Source organism: Candidatus Accumulibacter contiguus, from assembly GCF_036625285.1.
Taxonomy (GTDB): domain Bacteria; phylum Pseudomonadota; class Gammaproteobacteria; order Burkholderiales; family Rhodocyclaceae; genus Accumulibacter; species Accumulibacter contiguus.
This window is the reverse complement of the sequence record NZ_JAZKUC010000001.1, coordinates 1,200,839-1,221,357: the sequence shown is the minus strand read 5'-3', so window position 1 is coordinate 1,221,357 and position 20,519 is coordinate 1,200,839. Positions and strand designations below refer to the sequence as shown.

Genomic DNA, 20,519 nt, shown 5'->3' with positions numbered 1-20,519 from the left:
TCACACCTGCTTGAGGGCCGTCAGCGCCTCATCGACGCTGTTCGCGACAGTAAAGAACTTGAGAAAACCGGTAATCTCCATGGTGTCCCTGATCGATTCCGCCAGACCGGCCAGAGCGACTCGGCCATTGTGCGCCGCCGCCTGGCGGTAGAGCAGGAGCAGCATGCGCAGACCGGCGCTGGACATATAGGTGACGCGGTTCAGATCCAGGATCAGCGAACCGCTCTCCTGCAACAGGGGCAGGATCTTGCTTTGCAAACTGGGCGCGGAACTGCCGTCAATCTCGCCGGTTACGGCTACGACCGTCATCCCGTCGCGGGGGAAAGCTTCAACCTCGATCGACATATGCTTGAATCCTTGGCTGCGATTGGTATGGAGTTACTTGACCGGCGTCAGGGTAACCTTGACCCGCACATCCTGACGGGAATCGGGTAATTGGATCGACAGGGCTTCAGCATCAAAGGCGGAGTAAGGCCTGCCGTCGATCTCGACCGCGGTCAGGCGGACGCTGCCTTTGGGCAGGATGTCCGGAGACACCCGCAGGATCCGATCCGGAAAACCATCGGGCCGCGGCTTGAAGTACAAACACATCGGCTGCTTGTTGATCAGCAGGTTGATATAGGTCGCCGACAGGAAGCACAACTCGGTGGAGTGATAGGCACTCATCGAGTGGCTGCCCTTGAGCCTTTCGTTGCCCAGCAGATAAGGCAGCCCGTTGGCCAGGACGTTGAAATAGACGCCGCCATCGTCGTGATCCAGGAAGAAGGCGTTGTAAAAGGCTGCTGCTTCGCGGCCGTGTTTCTGGTAGTCCGCCTTGTTCAGGCAGCCCTGCAGAATCAGGTAGGCGAGGATCGCCTGCTCCTGCTGCCACCAGGCCTTGCGATCATGCCAGACAAAGCGGTGCATCTCCTCGCCCGGCGCCAGCGCGCGCTCGACCACGTCATACCAGCCACCGCGGATCTGGTCGGAACCGACCGCGGGCATCAGCTGGGCGATCTTCTCGGCCAGTTCGACGTAATCGGCACTCGGACGAATGCTGTGGATCCGCATCAGGTTCCAGGCGATCTTGAGATTGTGGCCGACTACCGCGCGGTCCTGCTGCCAGTTCCAGGTGCTGTCGTGGCTCCAGTCTTCATGGAAGCGCTCCTGGACAAATGGCGAATGCTCGTAGTCGGGGAAGTGCTTGACGATGGTGTCGGCGGTGTCAGCCAGGAAATCGGCGTACTTGTCCTCACCCGTCGCCAGCCAGAGGTTGATCAGGTAGGCCGGGGCGTGATCGCCGACCGAGTTCCAGTTCTTGCGGGCGCGGTTGTTGCCCTTGTCGAGCAGTGACGATCGCGGATCCAGGCCGATCGGATCGATGTGCGAGAAATATCCGCCCTGATCGTTGTCCTTGTAGTACTTGTCGAACAGCTCGATCGTCTTCTCGATGTCGTAGAGAATGCGCGGGTCGCCGGTGAGGCGATAGGTCTGCGTCGGTCCGGCGAGGGCGTAGATCTGCTCGTACATCGGCAGCGAGTCGTAGTCGTCGCCGAACTCCGAGGTCAGCAGCTTGTGCTCGCGGTCTCCGGAAACCTGGACTCCGTGGTACCAGTAGATCAGATCCTCGTCCGCATCCATGAAGCGCATGTGGGCACGCAGGTACTCTGTCCCTTTTTCGGCGGCTTCGAGGAAGCTTTCCTCGCCCGTCAGCATGTAGGCCGAGGCCATGCCGTAAACCATCCGGGAAATGGTGTCGGTTTCCTGCAGGTAGTCGCCTTTCTTGCCGCCGGCCAGGTGCAGGATCGTGCGATAATTGCGATAGTCGATCGACTGGCTGGGGTAGTTGAACTGCCAGCGCAGGTAGCTGTTGGCGATGGAGCGGATCTGTTTGACCCACCAGTCGGGTTCCTCGTGGCGATAAATCCCGGGTCCCTCGCCTGGGAAGACCATCGATTTGACTTCGGCACGCAACTCTCCCGCTTGTGGATAGAAGATGCAGTAAGCGAAGACCTGTTGGCCCGGTTGCAGCATTTCGCGGATGCGCGAGGTGCAATCCTGGTAGTTGTCCTCAAGGTTCTCTGCAATGCGGGCGTAAGTGGTCGGCGTGAGGTACACCCGGAAGTCCTGGCCACTATTGGTCTTGAGAGCAAAGCTGCGTGCTGCGCGATCAACCTGCGTGACGTAACCGGTAATGGTATCTGAATAAGAATAGGCTTGCGTCTTCATGACTGCTCCTCGCGATATTGGGCTTCCCACTTAAAGCGGGACAGTCATGCTACCGATAGAGTCTGAGGATGAAGGGAGCTGAGGAGATGGGAACTGGTTGCCGCATCTCCTGTATCATCAGTTTTATGACAAAAAAACTCTACGACTCAAGCCATACGGACAACCAGCCGCGTCATTTTTGCCGCACTTACAGACCAGGGAAAACGAAGCCTGCGTGCAGTGGGGGAATTAATTCATCGCCCGAAAAGCAGTGTTCATCGCCACCTGCAAGCGCAAGCCCGTAGGAACCGACATCCTGAATCGGGGTTTTGGGAAACCGAAGAGGGGGAGGCATGGCTGAGATTGCTGGTATTTGCTGTGCTGTACACGTTCGGGCTGCAACATCATGTGGGGGCGGGTGCCTTGTCGGATTTCTTCCAATTGATCCGCCTTCATACCCATGTGGGGGTGTCTCCCAGCGCCTTGCAGACCCAACTCAGCCGGATGGAAGCGCTGTTGCCCCTGTTTCAGCAACAGTGTGAAGCCTCGGTACCGACGCGGACACGCCAAGCGGTGGTGGCCGCGGATGAGACGTTCTTTGGGGAGATTCTGATCTTGGTGCTGATGGATTTGTCCTCGGGCTACCTATTGCTGGAGTCGATTCAGAAGGACCGGGGTTTCGATACCTGGTTTGCCCAGGTGACCCCGCGCCTGGAAGCACTGGGTATCGAAGTCAACCACGCCATCAGTGACCGGGCGAAGGCCCTGATCAAATTAGCGGTCACAGGCTTTGAGTGTACCTCGGGCGCGGATACGTTCCACGAGCAATATGGCCTCAGTCGCTGGTTGTCACCGGCCTTGGGACGTCGAAAAGCCAAGGCGGATCAGTGCTGCGAACTGGCCCAGAAGGCCCTTGATCAGCCGTCGCGCGGAGCCAGTACCGAGGAAAAGGCGGCTTTGGCGGCACAACAGGCCTGTGCCTGGGAAGCCCGCGCGCAAGTGGAACAGGCGCAGCAAGAGTACCAGAAGCAGTTGCTGGGAATCGCCGAGGAAATCCATCCCTTCTCCCTGGAGGAGAATACTCGCACGACGGCGGAGAGCGTAGTGGCAGGACTGGAAACGCGAGCACAGGCCCTGGAAACTCTGGCGGCGCAACAAGGGATCCAGGATACCCGTTCCGCCCTGAAGAAGTTCCGTGCCCAGATCGGCGCCTTATCGAGTCACGTCAGCTTTTGGTGGCTTTGGGTAGAAGAAATCCTGCTGGGCTGGTCTCTGGATGAAGCGACTCGGCAATGGCTGACGAGCAAGCTGTTGCCCGTACTCTATTGGCACTACCAAATGCGGAAAACGCAAAACAGGGTTCACCGGAAACGGTATCAGGAGGCTTGGCAGCGAGCATTAGAGGCCTGGAAAGCAGACCCGTTCCATTCGGGATTCTCCGAGAGTGAGTTGCAGCGCTGGCTAGAATGGGGGGAATGGATGGTGCGACAGTTCCATCGCAGCTCCTCCGCCGTCGAAGGGCGCAATGGCCGCTTGTCCCAGTTGTATCATAACGGGCGAGGTCTGACGAAATGCCGCCTGGCTGCGCTAACGGTTATCCACAACTATGGGGTGAGACGTAGTGACGGCACTATCGCAGCCGAACGTCTGTTTAGCACCTCTTTCCCTGATCTTTTCGATTGGCTGCTCAACCAGATGGGGGAACTTCCCTTACCGAGGAAGTCCCGCCACCGGGTTGTGCATAACCCATTGAAGTTAGAGATTGTCCCGGCTTAAGTGGGAAGCCCGATATTGGGTGTTGGTTGTTGGTTGTTGTTTCCTCCGAATCATGGTGCTAGGTTAGCTGCAATCTTCAGAGGCGGTCAACTGTTACTTGCCGATTTTTTGCCGCGCGGAATTGTTTTCATAAATCATGATCTGGTTCGATCCGGGCAGGTGGGTGAGCGGCCCCATGACGACGAGAAGCGGTATGCCGAGGACTCGCAATGACCCTTGCCGATAGCCAACATCTGATGACCATGCTTGCCGAGTTGGACATCGTCACCACGACCGTCGAGCATCCGCCACTGCGCACGCTTGAAGATAGCAAACGCCTGCGCGGAAACCTTGCGGGAGGGCACGCCAAGAGCCTGTTCCTGAGGGACAAGAAGGCCGGGTACTGGTTATTGGTGGCGCTGGAACAGACCCGTGTCGATCTACGGGTCGCGGCGTGCCTGTTGCAGGCGCCGCGCTTCTCGTTTGCCAGCGAGGAGGAATTGGGGCAAATCCTCGGCGTCGTTCCGGGGGCCGTCTCGCCTTTCGCCGCGATCAACGACGTGCATGGTCGCGTCTGCGTGGTCCTTGAGCAGCAGCTGCTGGACAGCGATGTCCTCAACTGCCACCCGCTCCGAAATGACCGCACCACCGCGATCGCCACGCACGATCTGCTGAGATTTCTCGAGCAGATCCGACACCCGCCACGCATCATCGCTCTGCCTCAGGTGGTGGCGAGCACCTAGCCAGAGTGGTCTGGCGTACTTTCCGTTCGCGCATCCGGCCCGCTCGCCTGCGGCATCGCTGGCGCGCGGCGCCCTACTCAGCAGAGGGAAGCCCGGTGCCGGAAGGGCCATGCCAGCGTAGCGCCAGCAGGGTAATGTCATCGCTTTGCGGATGCGTACCGACGAAAGCGCGGACTGCGAACATCACGCTGTCGATGATCGTGCGTGCAGAACAGGCAGGCGGGATCGCGGCCAGGCTGTCGCCCAGACGTGTCGCGTTGAACAGCTCGTGCTCGCCGTTCATCGCTTCGGTGACGCCGTCGGTGTAGATCACCAGTCCTTCGCCAGGCTGCAACTGGATGAGGTCATTGCGGTAAACGGATTCGGCAACGAAGCCCAGAACCAGCCCCCCCTTCTTCTTTTCGATGATTGCCGCGCCGCCGTCGCGCCGCAGCAGGAAAGGCAGCTCGTGGCCGCCGTCGCTACAGCTGATTTCCCCGGTTCGCAGGTCGAGAATGCCGGCGAAGACAGTGACGAACATGCCTTCGGGATTGCTCTCGCAGAGGCTGTGGTTGACCCGTTCCATGATGCTGCCGACCGATGCGGAGTCGCGCTTCGCCTCGACAGCGAACAGCGTCTTGGTCACTGCCATGAACAGCGCGGCGGCCACCCCCTTGTCGGACACGTCACCGATCAGAAAGAATAGCCGATGCTCGTCGAGCGGAAAGAAATCGAACAGATCGCCACCTACCGCTTTGGCCGGTTCGAGCACAGCGTGCAGGTCGAAGCGGGCGCCAGGCGCCGGTAACCCGAAACTGCGCGGCAGCATGCCCATCTGGATGGCGCGGGCCGCAGACATCTCGCCTTCGATCCGCTCCTTGGCGGCAGTCGTTGCCTTGAGGTCCGCGATATGAGTTTTGAGCGTAGTGACCATCGAGTACAGGGCGTTCCCCAGGTATCCGACTTCATCCTTGCGGTTCTCCGACACCTTGAGCAGCTCCGCATGCATCTCCTGATCCGGGTCGAAGTGGTGCGCAACCAGGCGATGGGTCTGTACGGTCAGGCGCGCCAGCGGTCGGACGATGCGGTTGAGAAAAGGCAGGGCCAGAGCCATTCCCAGCAACAGCATGACCACGGTCACCCCGCCACCGATGGTCAGGAGCAAATACAGCTCCGCTTCCATGTTGACCGGCAGGCGCATCAGCGCTGCCCCGTTTGGCAAGCCATCCGCGCCAAAGGTTGGCGCGGCAACGTACAAGAGCGCGTGCCGGAACAACGCCTTGTTTTCGAAATAGGAAGCGGGTGTGCTGGTATTGAGCACCGTCTCGATGAAGGCACGCTGTCCATCGCCCAGCGCGGCAGTCCCGTCGATGCCTGTGACCGAACTGACGGCCAATGCTTCGAGATTTTCATTGAATATCCAGATGGCGTCGATCAGTGCCCCCGAGAGAACGCTGTCTACCATCCTCTTCAGGCCGACGTTCTGGATGATGCTGTTGGCAAGGTTTGGCCGATGGGCGATCAGAGTCATGCCGCCGCTCCGATCCGGCATCGTCACTGCGCCGTAGTACAATTCGCGGTGGTCAATCGTGCGGTACTTCAGGTCGGTGGATAGGCTGTATTGCTGCCCTTGCAGTAGCGGCTTGAATTCCGGTTGCAGAGTCAGCCCCGAGTCAAGGGCAATGGACGCGTCGAGGTCGTCGAGCGACCAGAAGAGCGGCTTACCGCTGGCATCGGTCACCCATACCTCCGGAATCCCGTTGCGGACGGCGATGGTTCGCAGAGCCCGATTGATCTCCAGCGCAGAGGTCTTCTTCTGCTGTGCCAGGTGGGTCAGCTGTGCAACGATATCCGCCTGGGTGAGCACGTTCTTGTCAATGATCTGCTCCAGGGCCGTTGGCACTTGCTGGATGAAAGTGACGGACTGGGCGAGGGTCTGGGCGATCAGGATGCCGTCGCGTTCGGTTCGTTCCAGAACGGAGAGCCAGGAGACATAGGCGAACACCACGCCGACGCTCGGCAGGCCAATGGCGATGAGGGTGCTGACAAAGAGGAATAGCCGGCGGCGCAGCGTCATCGTGACGACCCTACTTCAGCCAGATGATCGAGGCGGACAGCTTCTGGGCGATGGTATAGTCAAGCGGGAAATAGACGATCCCGCGTGGTCCGAACCATTTGTCGTAGATCTCGAAATAACCCCCCCGGTACTGGTCGATGCCGTCCAGGAGGTCGGCCAGTACCTCATTCACGAAGGCGCGCCATTTCGAGTCGTCGAGAGGCAGGCTGCAGGCCATCGATTCGTAGGACAGCGCCTCGGTGCGCGGCAGCAAGGTGACCTTGCTCTTGAGCGGACTCTTCTCGACCAGAGCACGGAGCACGATGCCGACGTTGGACAATCCGTCGAGTTCTCCCGTGGCGAACATCCTGAAGCCGGTAGCCATGTCGGGTACTTCGACCACAATCGCATCCGGCACGTGCTGTTTGAGAATGGCTGCGGTCGTCGTGCCGGCGGCGACGCCGATACGTTTGCCGCGCAGATCGTCGAAGCCCTTGGCGGTTTTGCGCAGGACCATGACACGGGTGCCGTTGCCGAAGAACGGAATCGAGAAATCGACCAATTTCTGGCGCTCCCAGGTGGGCGTAGTGATGCCGCACTCGATGTCGATGGCGTGGCTGGCGACCAATGCCAGGCGGTCGCTGGCCTTGGTGATCTGCAGCCGGGTCTCGATTTCGCGACCGAATTTTTCCGAGAGCTTCTTGCGAATCTGTTCGATCAGGTCAACCGAGAAACCGGCCAGCCTTTCTTCCTTTTCTCCCGCCTGCTGCAACCGGTAAGCGAACGGCATGGCATCTGCACGGGTTCCCGCGTTGAGGATGCCGGTGTTCCTGATGCGGTCGAGAGCCGACTCGGCGCATGCCGATCCCTGCAGAGCGAACGCCAGCAGCGCGGCTACAGTCATGCCCGGCAGGCAGTGGCGAAGGATTGCGATGGTCTGTATCAATGGTTTCCCCTAAGTCGCCGACCGCTTACGGCGCTGGCACGCCGACACGGGCCAGCAAGCGTTTTCTTGCGCAACCCATTGCCCAGTTGAGTGGAAAGCAAAAGACCAGGAAGTAGCAGATGGCGTAAGTATAAACCCAAAGCATCGTTTCATCGCCGACCGCGGCGATGACGATATTGCAGCGTGAAACGATTTCTCCGACGCCGATCACCGAAGCAGTGCTCGATGCCATGACGATGATCAGCAGGTAAGTGGTCCAGCTCGGAATGAACAGCAATGCCGCCGCATGATTCCGACGCTTCCTGTGCTGCAGGGCAACGAACAGGTTGTCCGAGACGAACCCGATGACTGCCACGGAGAGCGCCAGCGATGCCTTGAGCCAGACTGGAAAGGCGTAGATCTGCCCGGTCAATTCGAACTCGGTCGGAATCAGGAATGCCAGGTAGAAGAGGAAGACAAAAGTGGGGATGTTGCGTGTCAGTTCGGTGACGACGAGGCTCGCGTGCGCCAGCGGCGTGCGCCCGGATAGGCGCAGCCATGCCAGGGCCGCACCGAAGATCGTACCGATGACCATCGCCACCAGCGAGACCACGATGTTCCAGGCGAAGCCGCCGGCCAAAAACGGTGTCCATGTCAGCAACAGGGCAGCGATTTCAGTGCTGGCCAAGATTCGGAATCCTCTGTTCCAGATAGTTGAAGATCTGGACGACAGTGGTCACCAACAGGAAGTAGGTGATCATCAGCACATTCATCATCACCTCGGGATTGCCTTGTTCGGCAACGATGGCGGTGGCGGCCGAAACCAGTTCCGGTACGGCGATGACGCTCGCCATACCGGTCGCTTTCACGACGTTCACCAGCGAAGCGACTACCGCTGCGTAGGCCAGGCGTAGCGCCTGCGGCAGCTCCCGCCAGCCGAGCCGGAAGCCTGGTTTCTGCTCCCTGAGTACGGAGACTGCTTCGAGCAGGGCGGACACGATGGCGCAGCCGGTATAGGTCGAAAGACAGACGATGACGATCGAAGCGCCGTCGAAAGTCCAGCCGAAACGACTGACGATGATGTGGCCGACGCCGAAAAAAACCAGGTAGATCAGCAACAGCGGCGGTGTCATTCGGCCAAGAGCAGCCGACAGCCGCACACCAGCGCGCATGCCAGGGAGGCCAGACTCTGCCGCCAAAGCACCGAGGCAGCCCACGATCAGGCTGCCGGATATGCACGCGGCCATCAGTTGCAGCGTGATCCAGAGGCCTTGCAGGAATAATGTGCGATCGTAGGCATCGTGGATGATGGTCACGTTGAGCCCCGTCTGTTCCTTGAGCAGCAGGCCCAGATGCTCGATGCCGCCAACCTCATCAGATCTCAGGAGCAACTTGTGACGGCACGCTGCTGGCCACTGGCCATTGTCGAGCCGTGTACAGAGGAGGCCTCCGTCGGGATTGCGCCTGCTCCAGAGGTCGCGCATCTCCAGCAGATAATGGCTCGGCTTGATTCCCCAGCGCTTTTCCATTTCGATCAGCCAGCCGCTACGGTGCCAGTCGGCGACCATTCCGGAGATCATCTGCTCGAGTCGGGATCCTTGCTCTTTGGCGGACAGGGCGATGGCCCATGGCGAGATCATCATCGAAGGCAACGGCGTCTGGTAGTTCGCCGATTCCGGGTCGGCCAGCAGACCGGCGATGCTGGTATCATCGTACAGCCAGGCGACGCAGCGTCCATCTCGCAGCGCCAGGCGGGCGTCGCGCGTGCCGTTGAAGATCTGCAGATCGAGAAGGAAGCGTTGGGCCATCGGTCGATTGAAGTAAGCGCCCTGGGTGGCACATACTTTTTTGCCACGCAGGTCCATCCAGCTCGACAGCCGGGGGGTGGGCGGCGCGACCACCGTTGCGCCGCTGGCGTAATAACCGGGTTCGACCAGGGTGGCAATCTGTCTGCGCTGCGGGCTGTCGCCCAGTGTGGCGATGACCACGTCAACAGCGCCTTCCTCGAGCCGCTGCAGGCGGTTGGTCGAAGTGACGGCCAGCAGTTGCAAGCTGACGCCCAGGCGGCGGGCAAGTTCAGCAGCAAGATCGGGCTCGAAGCCGACCAGGCGGCCGTGGGTGTCCCGCATACCGAACGGTGGATAATCGGATTTGACACCGACGATCAAGGTCCCGCGCTTCTGGATCAGATCGAGCCGGTCGGCCTGCGCTTCCCGGCCAACCAGGATGGCGATCAGCACCAGCAAGCAGACGGCACGAAATCCCGAGCGGCTGTCCATCGCCTGCCTTATGCCGGCTGGCTGAAGTCGGATGGCTGAGGCAAATCCTCGCCCTGCTTCGACTCGCTGACCGCCTCGGCCACCGCGAGAAAACCGTAAGCATGGCGCAGCGGCAGGATCCTTGCCAGGAAGCGGTCGATCGCGCGCAGCAGGCGCGACCTGACGATGCCGCTCTCCGGCAGAATACTCTCGGCAGTCAGGCGAATCAGGCGGAATCCCTGTTGTTCGAGTTCCTGCTCGAACTCCTGGAGAGAGTACAGGTGGTAGTACATCTTTACCGCGCGGTCATGCGCAGTTCGTTCGTACAGTATGTCGCCGGCCTCGAGATGTCCCTGCTCTACCAGACTTTGCGAAGACGCCTGTTGCCTGGAAAATCGGCGCGCGGCGTTCGGCACCGTGACGACGATCCGTCCTCCCGGTCGGAGCAGGGAGTGGATGGTCGTGAGCGTCGCCCGACGCAGTGAGCGGGGATAGATGTGACCGAGTACGCCAAACACCATGATCGCCAGGTCGAACTTCTCGCTCCGGCCAATGCTGTCGGCCACCACCGTTGGATCGCCAAGCAAGGGACACAAGCGGCCCGATGCGACGTGTTCGAAACATCGGGAAGTCAACTCGTCAATCGCTTCTCTGCTGATGTCGCAGGCGACGATCGTCGCGTCGGTGCGCGCAAGCAGGGTTTCGGCATAGCGGCCATTGCCGCAGCCGACGTCGAGAACCCGCTTACCCAGTGCGTCGATCTCGCCGATAATGATGGCCAGGCTCGAAGGGTTCGGCCGCGGGTAGCGCCGGTCATACAGCCGGCTGGCAAAATACTGGTCGTAGTTCTCCGCGACCGAGATTGGCGGAATCATTCATTACCTTCGCTGAGACCATCGACGCGGCGAGCCGTCCTGTTGCCAGAGCCGTCCCGGCCGCCGCCGATGAGAAAGTGCGCGAGCCTGGGGGTACCAGCACAGGCTCAGTCCCCTTTCTCGATTTCGGTCAGGAAAGTGGTGATGAACTGGTCGGTAATCCCCGGATGTTTGCCGGTGATCAGGTTGCCATCGATGACCAGGTCGACGGTGCCTTCTGGACCATAGATCACTTCCGCGCCAGCGTTTTCGACGTCACAAACGATGTTGTGGGCGCAAGTGACCTGGCGGCCCTGCAGCAGCGCGCGGTCGGCGCACAGCAGCCACAAGCTGTGGCAGATCGTGCCGATCTTCAGATGGCTGGCGGCAAGCGCCCGGCGGATGAAGACCACCGCCGGGGCCTGATTCGGTTCCCCCTTGCGGGGAGTGACCTGGTAACGCAGGCGGTCGCTGGCGTAGGCTCCGATGATGATGATGCCCTTGTAATCCGACGGGTCCGCGGCCGCGATCTCGGTTTCCACCAGCACGTGTTCTTCCACCCAGCCGGCATCGGGATTGGAACCGAAAGTGAGGGCAGGATTGCCCCACAAGTGGGAGAGATAGACCACCTGATAGCCGTGCTTCGGGAACAACTCGTTGAAAAGGCGAAACTCGGTCATGTCGAAGTGTTCTTCGACCAGAACACCGATCTTGCCTTTGCGCGGTTCACCAATGATGCCGCGCAGTGGTATGGGGGGGGAGGTTTCGGTCATGGCGCGATTCCTTTCGTAGGGAGGAGTTCAGTCATGGATTAACACAGGAGGTGGCATCATACACCCGAGGCATCTCGGCATCTTCTTTGGCAGCACGGTACGTTCAATCACTTTATCAGGACATTCTCTCGTCTGGTATCATGCAGGCAAGCCGAAGCCATGTAAGTTGTGCATATTTTGTACAACTGCGCAGGAAGATGGTGCAGCCTGCGGGCCTCTGCTGAAGTAAAAAACGGTAGTAACCGATTGAAAAAGCTTGCGCCCGGATGGTGGAATAGGTAGACACAAGGGACTTAAAATCCCTCGGCCTTGCGGCTGTGCCGGTTCGACCCCGGCTCCGGGTACCACCCCTGTCTTCCACTGCGTGCTTCCTGCCCTGCTTCCCGATGATCATTTTTGACCTTGCCTGCCAGCACAACCATCGATTCGAAGGCTGGTTTCAGTCGCGCGAGGATTTCGACAGCCAACTCGCCAGGGGCTTGATCGCTTGTCCGCACTGCGCTTCGCCGGAGATTCGCCGGGTGCCCTCGGCGGTACATTTGACGCTACCGGCAGCCGCCGCGACGGTTTCGGCGCAGCCGCCGCTGCCAACATCCACCGCGGCGATCGACATGCGTGCCGGCGCGCTCGCCGCTTTCCGGCAATTGAGCGAAATGCTGCTCGCCAGTTGCGAGGATGTCGGCGCCGACTTTGCCGATGAAGCGAGACGAATTCACTATGTCGAGGCGCCGGCGCGCTCGATTCGCGGCGAAGCCAGCGCCGAGGAGGTCGAGGCGCTGCTGGAAGAGGGGATCGAGGTGTTCCGCCTGGCCCGTCTGAAGCCGGGGGATTTTCACTGATCTCGAGGAGAGTCACCGATGATCAAAGCACGCGCTGCCGTTGCCTGGGCCGCAAACGCACCGCTGGAAGTCACAGACGTCGATGTCGCACCGCCGCGCCAGGGTGAGGCGCTGGTACGCATCGTCGCCAGCGGCGTCTGCCATACTGATGCGTTCACGCTTTCGGGTGCCGATCCGGAAGGGATTTTCCCGAGCATTCTCGGGCACGAGGGCGGCGGCATCGTCGAGGCCATCGGTGCGGGAGTGACTTCGGTGGCCGTCGGCGACCACGTCATCCCGCTGTATACACCCGAGTGCGGCGTGTGCAAGTTCTGCAGGTCAGGCAAGACCAATCTCTGCCAGGCGATTCGCGCCACCCAGGGGAAAGGCCTGATGCCCGATGGCAGCAGCCGCTTTTCAAGAAACGGCAAGCCGATCTTTCATTACATGGGCACCTCGACCTTCTCCGAGTACACGGTGTTGCCGGAAATCTCGCTGGCGAAGATCGCCAGGGATGCGCCGCTGGAGAAGGTTTGTCTGCTCGGCTGCGGGGTGACCACCGGCATCGGCGCGGTGATCAATACCGCCAGGGTCGAGCCAGGGGCGAGCGTCGCCATTTTCGGCCTCGGTGGCATCGGTCTTTCGGTGGTGATCGGCGCGGTCATGGCGAAGGCGGAGCGGATCATCGCCATTGACACCAATCCGGCCAAGTTCGCCATCGCTCGGCAACTCGGCGCTACCGACTGCATCAATCCGGCCGATTACGACCGGCCGATCCAGGAAGTGATCGTCGATCTCTGCGACGGCGGTGTTGACTACTCCTTCGAATGCATCGGCAACGTGAACGTGATGCGTGCAGCGCTCGAGTGCTGTCACAAGGGCTGGGGCGAGTCGGTGATCATCGGCGTGGCCGGTGCCGGCGAAGAGATTTCGACGCGACCTTTCCAGCTGGTGACCGGGCGGGTGTGGCGCGGTTCGGCTTTCGGTGGTGTGCGCGGCCGTAGCGAGCTGCCGAGTTACGTCGAGCGTGCGCAGCGCGGCGAGATTCCGCTCGACACCTTCATCACCCATACCATGGGACTCGAAGACATCAACCTGGCTTTCGATCTGATGCATGCCGGGAAGAGCATCCGTTCGGTGATTCTTTTCTGAGACGACCGGAGCTTCGCGAGTGCTTGAAGAGATCGCAGCCAATCGCTGTTTCGGTGGCTGGCACCGGCGTTACCGCCATCGTTCGCAGGTGCTGCGCTGCGAGATGGTGTTTGCCGTCTATCTGCCGCCACAGGTGACCAGCGGCAGCGTGCCGGCGTTGTACTGGCTTTCGGGGCTGACCTGCAGCGATGAGAACTTCATGCAGAAAGCCGGCGCAATGCGCGCCGCCGCCGAACTCGGGATCGCCCTGATCGCACCCGATACCAGTCCGCGTGGCCCCGGGGTACCGGGCGATCCGGACGGCGCCTGGGATTTCGGTCACGGCGCCGGTTTCTACTTGAATGCCACGCAGGCGCCTTGGGCGGAACACTACCGGATGCACGACTACGTCGTCCACGAATTGCCGGAGCTGGTCGAGGCGAATCTGCCGGTCAACGCGTGCCGCGGCATCAGTGGCCATTCGATGGGCGGCCACGGCGCGCTGGTCTGCGCGCTGCGCAACCCCGGCCGTTACCGCTCGCTGTCCGCATTCGCGCCGATCAGCCACGCGCTCGCCAGCCCCTGGGGGCAGAAGGCGTTTGCACGCTATCTTGGCGAAGATCGTGTGGCATGGCGAGCCTGGGATGTCTGCGAACTGATCGCCGGGGCAGAGGAACGCCTGCCTCTGCTGGTCGATCAGGGCGAAGCCGACGTATTTTTCAGCACGCAGTTGCAACCCGAGAAGCTGCGCCAGGCCTGTGTCGCCGCCGGCCATCCCTTGCGCCTGCGCCTGCATCCGGGCTACGACCACAGCTACTACTTCATCGCCAGTTTCATCGACGATCACCTGCATCATCACGCGGCGGCGCTTATCGGCTGAAGCGATCGCTGCCTCTTCAGTAGCCGAGCCGCCGCGGCAACCAGGTTGCGAGTTCGGGAATCATCAGCGTCGTACTGCGCCGGCCGTTCCGGTCCAGACACGCAGGATGCGGTAGGGCGGCGTTCCCTGATCGCATGCGCCGGTAAAGGCCTGAGTCTTGTGCAACTGGTTGACTGAAATATAGAGCCAGCTTTCTGCGCCAAACTGTACGCTGTCCGGCCAGTTCAGCAGGGGATTGCGAACCAGCGGCTGCAGCTCTCCGCGGGAATTGAGCCAATCGATGCCATTCTCGTTGAGATTGGTAAAGAAGTGGTTACCTGCCGCATCGGTGGTGGCGCCATCGGAAAGCGGCTTGCGTCCAATCATTCGAATGGCGGCAGCGACATCGGCATCACTTCCTTCCCGCAACAAGCGGGTGGGTACGGCATACCAGTGGGTTCCGGACATCGCGCCAAAGAACAGCGTTTCACCATCAGCCGACAGGCCAATCGGATTGACGCCGACTTTTGCCGGCTTTCCGTCGAACAGGGTCGGCTTGCCACCAACCCGCATTTCCACGCCATCTTCTGCCTGCAGGCTGGAATGCCCCTGGAAACGCCGAATCTGGCCATCGTCGATGCGCAGGGCCAGCAGGGCAGGATTGTTGATATCCGACAGATAGATCCAACCGCGCTCGGCATCCACCACGAGATCCTGGATGAAACTGTCCTTTGGCGCTACCGTGCTCGGCAGATCGATGCGCTTAAGCAGTTTTCCTGTCGCGATGTCAAAGCCCCACAGCCGGCTCTTGCCAATGTTCAGGCCCATATCGGTGATCCACAGGCGCCCCTTGCCGTCCTGGGTGATCCCCAAGGGTGCATCAATGCGGCTATCGCCGCGATTGGACGCATTACTTTGCAGTTCTGCCGATGGCCAGGGACGGAAGGAATCTGGCCCGGTGATCTCGATCAATTGCAGGCCGGAAGGGACACCCAGCGGGTGCACCGTGGCAAACACCCGTCCGTCGACTGTGGCGGAGACATTGCCAGGGCGAATGGGTAATTCGGCCACGGTTTCGAGGGTCCCCACGGCTGGTGCAGCGGCAAGAAGCTGGGCGCCCACCGTCAGTGCGGCAGCTATGATGTTGCGAAGTATCGGGAGTTTCATGAGTAAATCCTCTGGATTGAGCTGCCACCTGGCAGAATGTCAAGTTCGATCACTGCCGAACACGGCGTGTCAATCAATCAGTCAATAGATGTAAACTCGATCTGTCAAGCAGCCAGACCTGATCGGGTCGAGGGCGGCGCTGACCCAGCAGCTGCCGCCGCAATGATTCTTTGATCGCTCGGTCCGGCGGCCGGACATCGGGAACATCAGCGAGAGGAAACCAGCATGCGCAGCAAGATCGTTACTGCCGACGAAGCCATCGCCCTGATTCGGGATGGCGATACCCTGGCCAGTACCGGGTTCGTCCAGACCGGCTTCGCCGAGGCGTTGCTGTCGGCGCTGGAGCGCCGCTTCCTCGACACCGGCAGCCCAAAGAACCTGACCTTGTTCGCCGCCGCCGGCCAGGGCGACGGCAAGGCCCTGGGACTCAATCACCTGGGCCATGCAGGCTTGCTGCGCCGGGTAGTGGCGGGCCATTGGGGACGCATGCCGAAGGTGGGGCAACTGGCACTGGGCAACCGCATCCAGGCCTATAACCTGCCCCAGGGCATCATCTGTCAGTTGTTCCGGGATCTGGCCGCCGGCAAACCCGGTTCGTTCTCCAAGGTCGGACTGCATACCTTCGTCGATCCGCGCTACGATGGCGGCCGGGTCAATGCCGCCACTACCAGGGACATCGTCAGTCTGGTCGAAGTCGCCGGCGAAGAGTGGCTGTTCTACAAGGTCGGCAGCGTCAATGTTGCCTTCGTGCGTGGCACCACCGCCGATACCTTCGGCAATATATCGATGGAGCGCGAAGCACTGACCCTCAACAACCTCGCCATGGCGATGGCAGCCAAGAACAGTAACGGCATCGTGATCGCCCAGGTCGAACGAATTGCCGAGCGTAGCGGGCTACCGCCGCGGCAAATCAAGATTCCAGGGATTCTGGTCGATTGCGTGGTCGTGGCTGAACCGGCCCAGCACATGCAGACCCTGGCGACCCAGTACAACGCCGCCTACGCCGGCGAGTTCCGGGTTCCCCAGGCCAGCCTGGTGTCGACACCGCTGACCGAGCGCAAGATCATCGCCCGTCGTGCCGCTTTCGAATTGCCGCCCAACGGCATCATCAATCTGGGGGTCGGCATGCCCGAAGGCGTGGCGACGGTCGCCAAGGAGGAGCGGATCTCGCACCTGCTGACGCTGACCGTGGAATCCGGCCTGATCGGCGGGATTCCATCGACCGGAGGTGACTTCGGGACCGGGGTCAACATGGATGCGGTGATCGACGAGAATCAGCAGTTCGACTTCTACGATGGTGGCGGCCTCGACATGGCTTGTCTTGGCATGGCCGAGTGCGATGCTGCCGGCAACGTCAACGTCAGCCGCTTCGGCGGTCGCCTGACCGGCGCCGGCGGTTTCATCAACATCAGCCAGAATGCTCGCCTCGTGGTGTTCGTCGGCACCTTCACCGGCAATGGCCTGCGGGTCGAGGTCGATGACGGCAAGCTGCGGATCGTCGAGGAGGGCCGGCAGCGCAAGTTCCTCAAGCAGGTCGGGCAAATCACCTTCAATGGCCAGTATGCCTATGATCGCGACAAACCGGTCTATTACGTCACCGAACGCTGCGTATTCCGCCGGGTCCGGGGCGGGCTGGCGCTGATCGAGGTGGCGCCGGGCATCGACGTAGACCGGGACATCCTGCCGAACATGGACTTCGCGCCGATCGTCGGAGAATACGGCGAGATGGATGCCCGCATCTTCAACGCCAACCCGATGGGTCTGGAGGCTGAACTGCTCAACCTGTCGTTGCCGGAACGGGTCATTTACGATCCCGAGCGCAACATCCTGTTCCTCAACTTCGAGGGCATGCATGTCCGGGTGGTCGAGGACGTGCAGGCGATCTGGGACATTTGCGAGCTGCGCTGCCGGGCAGCCGGCAAGCGGGTCGGCGTGATCATCAATTACGACCGGTTTCGGATCAATCAGGACATGTACGACGCCTATGCCGAAATGGACCGCTACTTTCTCGCCAATTATTTCAGTCAGATCACCCGCTACGCCACCAGTGCCTTCCTGCGCGCCAAGCTGGGCGAGGCCTTTTCCGCGCGCAGCATCGCTCCCCACGTCTTCGAGCGCCGAGAGGAGGCTCAGGCTTTCCTGGCCGGGCGTGGCGGTGACAGCAGCGGCCCGACCTGACCCCGATCATCGCCTTCAACCGCCTCGGCCGAGCAGCCCATCACCCTGCAGGCGTCAACAGCACTCGGAAAACCGATGAACCAGGGCCGTGCGCGTAGTAAGATGGCCGCTCAAAGGGGCAAGCCCTTGAGCCCGCAAACCTTCAACCCGTCAGGAAGTGACCATGCTCAAGCTGTTCATTGGCAACAAAAACTACTCTTCGTGGTCGATGCGCACCGGGGTGCTCATCAAGCAGGCAGACATCGCCTGCGAAGAAGTCGTCGTGCGCTTCGACTCCTTCGCTGCCGGTTCAAACTTCAGGCAGATCATCGATGCCATCAGTCCCACGGGCAAGGTGCCGGTCCTGGTGGACACGGACGTGGTCAACGGACTGGTAGTCTGGGATACCCTGGCGATTGCCGAGTACCTGGCCGAGAAGTTTCCGGAAAAGGCTTTGTGGCCGCGAGATGTGGCGGCACGGGCGCAGGCCCGCAGCGTGTGTGCCGAAATGCATTCCGGTTTTACAGGCTTGCGCTCCAACTGTCCCATGAACATCGAGGCATCACTCCGCGAAACCGGTCAGCTCGTCTGGCGTGACCAGCCGGCCGTGCGTGCCGATGTGAAACGTATCGTTCGCATGTGGAGTGAGCTGCTGCGCGCGTCCGGCGGGCCGATGCTATTTGGCGATTTCTCGATTGCCGATGCCTACTTCGCCCCGGTGGTGATGCGACTGAAAACCTATTTCTTGCCCGTGGCGCTGGACGTGGCTGCGTACATGGAGCGCGTGTGTGCCTTGCCGGGCGTGCAAGCGTGGGTCGATGGCGCCCTGGCCGAAAAAGACTTCCTCGATTTCGAAGAACCCTATCGCTTAAGCTCGTCATAGCGAGCTACTTCTCCGGTCGGCACGCAGATGACGCGTCATCCTGGAAACAGCGGCCGCCGCTTCGCATGTTGAGGCTTGACTGCCTTTCCCTGCAATTGCGCGTATCCCAGGCCGCCAAGCAGCAGCACGATGATCGCCAGCGCGCTTGCCGGCGAGGATTCGCCGTCCTGACCGCTGCTCGGGATGACCTGGCGCAGCATGGCGATGTCGTTGGTATTGAGGATGCCGCCATATTCCGACTGCGAACTGTCGATGTTCCCCAGCCGCTGTGCCCACAGGTCGGCCTGGCCCAGTCCGAGATCGCTCTGCGTGGTGCGCGCGCTGTGGTAGCCGTTGGCGTCGGCGACCACCACCCGGGATCTGCTGTCGAAAAGCATACTCTGGGAGCCGGCGAGGCCAAGTGTGCTGACCTGCGTGCGGATCTGGTCGAGGTCGAGGGAATCGGCACTATCGCTCCCTGCCTGGATGCTGCCGGCCATGGCCTGAACCGGGCTGGGCAGGTAGAGCGTCAGGCCTTTGTCTACGCGCGCGCTGCCCGGCAGGAAATGGGCAGCGGCAACGCTATTGACTGCAAGGACTGCGGTTGCGACGATCATCAGTACCTGGGGAAGAGATGGGAGAGCGAATTTCATGGGGGTTCTCCTGGATATCCTGATCAGGTAAACGTCGCCTGGATCTTTTTCTTGAGGGTCACCCTGAAAATTTTTCTGAGAAGAAGCGCTTGGATCGTCCGATTGCTGAGCGCCTTCGCTGGCGCTCAGACCAGCAATTCGACACAGGCGGGATGTCCGAGAAAGGCCTGCGGGCTGGCCGTAAAACCATAAGCGCCGGATTGGAAGATCACGACCAGATCTCCGACCTGTGCCTCGGCCAGTTCCATTCGGTCCGCCAGCAAGTCGAGCGGCGTGCACAGCGGACCCACTACCGATACCGTTTCAAGTTCGGTTGGCGTCATCCGGTTGCCGATGGCGACCGGGTAGTTCTTGCGGATCACCTGGCCGAAGTTGCCCGATGCGGAGAGATGGTGGTGCAGTCCGCCGTCGCAGACCAGAAAGGTGTGCGCGCGCGAGACCTTGCGATCGACGATGCGGGCGACGTAGATGCCGGCTTCCCCCACCAGATAACGCCCCAGTTCGATGAGCAGTTCGGCAGCGGGCAATTCGCGGCCGGCCCGTTCGACGATGCTGGCGAGATGGGCACCGATTGGCGCCAGGTCGAGCGGCTGCTCGCCTGGGAAGTAGGGGATGCCAAAACCACCGCCGAGGTTGAGGAAACGGACGGTTGACGGCGCAGACTGTGCGAGGCGCAGCGCCAGTTCATAGCTTTTGCCCTGGGCTTCGACGATGGCTTCCGGTTTGAGATTCTGTGAGCCGGCAAAGAGGTGGAAGCCTTCAAAGGCCAGGCCGCTGCGGCCGACCTCGGCCAGGAGTTCGGGCACCTGCTCGGCGTCTACACCAAACGGCTTGGCACCGCCGCCCATCTTCATTCCCGAGCTTTTGAGTTCGAAGTCGGGATTCACGCGCACGGCAATGCGTGCCGTGTAACCGGTCGCGTCGCTGATTGCTGCCAGTTCCGCAACCTCGCGAAATGATTCGATGTTGATCAGGATGCCGGCAGCGACCGCCTGCTGCAATTCGCTGCGTCGTTTGCCTGGGCCGGCAAAGCTGATGTCGCGCGGATTCACCCCGGCGTCGAGAGCGACCTGCAGTTCGCCAGCCGATGCCACGTCGATGCCATCGACCAGGCCGGCCATGTGGCAGACCAGCGCCGGCATCGGGTTGGCCTTCATCGCATAGTGCAGTTTCAGGGTCGCCGGCAGCGCTGCCCGCAGTTCGCCGACGCGTTGCGTGAGCAAGTGCCGATCGTAAGCATAAAAAGGCGTTTGCCCGACACGCGCGGCGAGTCGCGAAAGCGGCATGCCGCCGACGACGAGTTCGCCGTCCTGTACCGGCAACTGGCGCATCGGCGCATGCA

General features: G+C 61.0%; 18 protein-coding genes and 1 tRNA gene. 8 read left to right on the top strand and 11 right to left on the bottom strand.

From position 1 onward, the window contains the following. Together V5B59_RS05955 and V5B59_RS05950 are read right to left on the bottom strand one after the other, a co-directional pair. Complete coding sequence (locus V5B59_RS05955; protein ID WP_034918766.1) at positions 1-345, bottom strand: STAS domain-containing protein; 345 nt, start codon at positions 343-345, stop codon at positions 1-3. A gap of 33 nt (positions 346-378) precedes the next feature. Next, the gene (locus V5B59_RS05950; RefSeq protein WP_332351689.1) at positions 379-2,208 is read right to left on the bottom strand and encodes an AGE family epimerase/isomerase; all 1,830 of its coding nucleotides are present in this window, start codon (positions 2,206-2,208) and stop codon (positions 379-381) included. Between the two features lie 219 nt (positions 2,209-2,427). Between V5B59_RS05950 and V5B59_RS05945 the strand changes: the two genes are divergently transcribed. After that, positions 2,428-3,963: a DUF6399 domain-containing protein gene (locus tag V5B59_RS05945; protein ID WP_332351228.1), complete on the top strand. Its 1,536-nt coding sequence runs from the start codon at positions 2,428-2,430 to the stop codon at positions 3,961-3,963. 209 nt (positions 3,964-4,172) lie between these two features. After that, positions 4,173-4,685 (top strand): prolyl-tRNA synthetase associated domain-containing protein, encoded by a 513-nt coding sequence (locus tag V5B59_RS05940; RefSeq protein WP_169070123.1) that lies wholly within the window; start codon positions 4,173-4,175, stop codon positions 4,683-4,685. A 73-nt stretch (positions 4,686-4,758) separates the two neighbouring features. Here the strand turns inward: V5B59_RS05940 and V5B59_RS05935 are convergent, their stop codons facing one another. The 6 genes from V5B59_RS05935 to V5B59_RS05910 form a co-directional block, all read right to left on the bottom strand. After that, on the bottom strand, positions 4,759-6,741 hold the full coding sequence (locus V5B59_RS05935; protein WP_169070124.1) for a PP2C family protein-serine/threonine phosphatase: 1,983 nt from the start codon (positions 6,739-6,741) through the stop codon (positions 4,759-4,761). Positions 6,742-6,751: 10 nt separating this feature from the next. Continuing rightward, complete coding sequence (locus tag V5B59_RS05930; protein ID WP_169070125.1) at positions 6,752-7,666, bottom strand: amino acid ABC transporter substrate-binding protein; 915 nt, start codon at positions 7,664-7,666, stop codon at positions 6,752-6,754. Positions 7,667-7,691: 25 nt separating this feature from the next. Next, on the bottom strand, positions 7,692-8,333 hold the full coding sequence (locus V5B59_RS05925) for an ABC transporter permease subunit (RefSeq protein ID WP_169070126.1): 642 nt from the start codon (positions 8,331-8,333) through the stop codon (positions 7,692-7,694). After that, positions 8,320-9,924: a transporter substrate-binding domain-containing protein gene (locus V5B59_RS05920; protein WP_332351688.1), complete on the bottom strand. Its 1,605-nt coding sequence runs from the start codon at positions 9,922-9,924 to the stop codon at positions 8,320-8,322. Before V5B59_RS05920 ends, V5B59_RS05925 begins: the two co-directional genes overlap by 14 nt. A gap of 8 nt (positions 9,925-9,932) precedes the next feature. Continuing rightward, a complete protein-coding gene (locus V5B59_RS05915; RefSeq protein WP_034908530.1) occupies positions 9,933-10,778 on the bottom strand; it encodes a class I SAM-dependent methyltransferase in 846 nt (281 codons plus the stop codon). A gap of 107 nt (positions 10,779-10,885) precedes the next feature. After that, positions 10,886-11,530: a DJ-1/PfpI family protein gene (locus tag V5B59_RS05910; protein WP_169070128.1), complete on the bottom strand. Its 645-nt coding sequence runs from the start codon at positions 11,528-11,530 to the stop codon at positions 10,886-10,888. A 260-nt stretch (positions 11,531-11,790) separates the two neighbouring features. Between V5B59_RS05910 and V5B59_RS05905 the strand changes: the two genes are divergently transcribed. The 4 genes from V5B59_RS05905 to fghA all read left to right on the top strand — a co-directional run bounded on the left by V5B59_RS05905 (position 11,791) and on the right by fghA (position 14,359). Next, positions 11,791-11,877: transfer RNA gene (locus V5B59_RS05905), tRNA-Leu, on the top strand. Positions 11,878-11,916: 39 nt separating this feature from the next. Continuing rightward, a complete protein-coding gene (locus V5B59_RS05900) occupies positions 11,917-12,369 on the top strand; it encodes a DUF1178 family protein (protein WP_034910702.1) in 453 nt (150 codons plus the stop codon). An 18-nt stretch (positions 12,370-12,387) separates the two neighbouring features. Next, positions 12,388-13,500, top strand: coding sequence for an S-(hydroxymethyl)glutathione dehydrogenase/class III alcohol dehydrogenase (locus tag V5B59_RS05895; RefSeq protein WP_034910678.1), 1,113 nt, complete (start codon positions 12,388-12,390; stop codon positions 13,498-13,500). Positions 13,501-13,519: 19 nt separating this feature from the next. Continuing rightward, on the top strand, positions 13,520-14,359 hold the full coding sequence (fghA, locus tag V5B59_RS05890) for an S-formylglutathione hydrolase (RefSeq protein WP_034910679.1): 840 nt from the start codon (positions 13,520-13,522) through the stop codon (positions 14,357-14,359). 63 nt (positions 14,360-14,422) lie between these two features. Here the strand turns inward: fghA and V5B59_RS05885 are convergent, their stop codons facing one another. Further along, the gene (locus V5B59_RS05885; RefSeq protein WP_169070129.1) at positions 14,423-15,505 is read right to left on the bottom strand and encodes an L-dopachrome tautomerase-related protein; all 1,083 of its coding nucleotides are present in this window, start codon (positions 15,503-15,505) and stop codon (positions 14,423-14,425) included. Between the two features lie 225 nt (positions 15,506-15,730). Between V5B59_RS05885 and V5B59_RS05880 the strand changes: the two genes are divergently transcribed. Beyond that, entirely contained in the window at positions 15,731-17,683 is a 1,953-nt protein-coding gene (locus V5B59_RS05880; protein WP_169070130.1) for an acyl CoA:acetate/3-ketoacid CoA transferase, read from the top strand. 163 nt (positions 17,684-17,846) lie between these two features. Then, positions 17,847-18,545 (top strand): glutathione S-transferase family protein, encoded by a 699-nt coding sequence (locus tag V5B59_RS05875; RefSeq protein WP_169070131.1) that lies wholly within the window; start codon positions 17,847-17,849, stop codon positions 18,543-18,545. Positions 18,546-18,580: 35 nt separating this feature from the next. Here V5B59_RS05875 and V5B59_RS05870 read toward each other — a convergent pair whose 3' ends face one another. Next, a complete protein-coding gene (locus V5B59_RS05870) occupies positions 18,581-19,177 on the bottom strand; it encodes a hypothetical protein (RefSeq protein WP_169070132.1) in 597 nt (198 codons plus the stop codon). A 125-nt stretch (positions 19,178-19,302) separates the two neighbouring features. Continuing rightward, positions 19,303-20,508 (bottom strand): pyridoxal-dependent decarboxylase, exosortase A system-associated, encoded by a 1,206-nt coding sequence (locus V5B59_RS05865; protein WP_169070152.1) that lies wholly within the window; start codon positions 20,506-20,508, stop codon positions 19,303-19,305. Positions 20,509-20,519 lie beyond the last annotated feature (11 nt).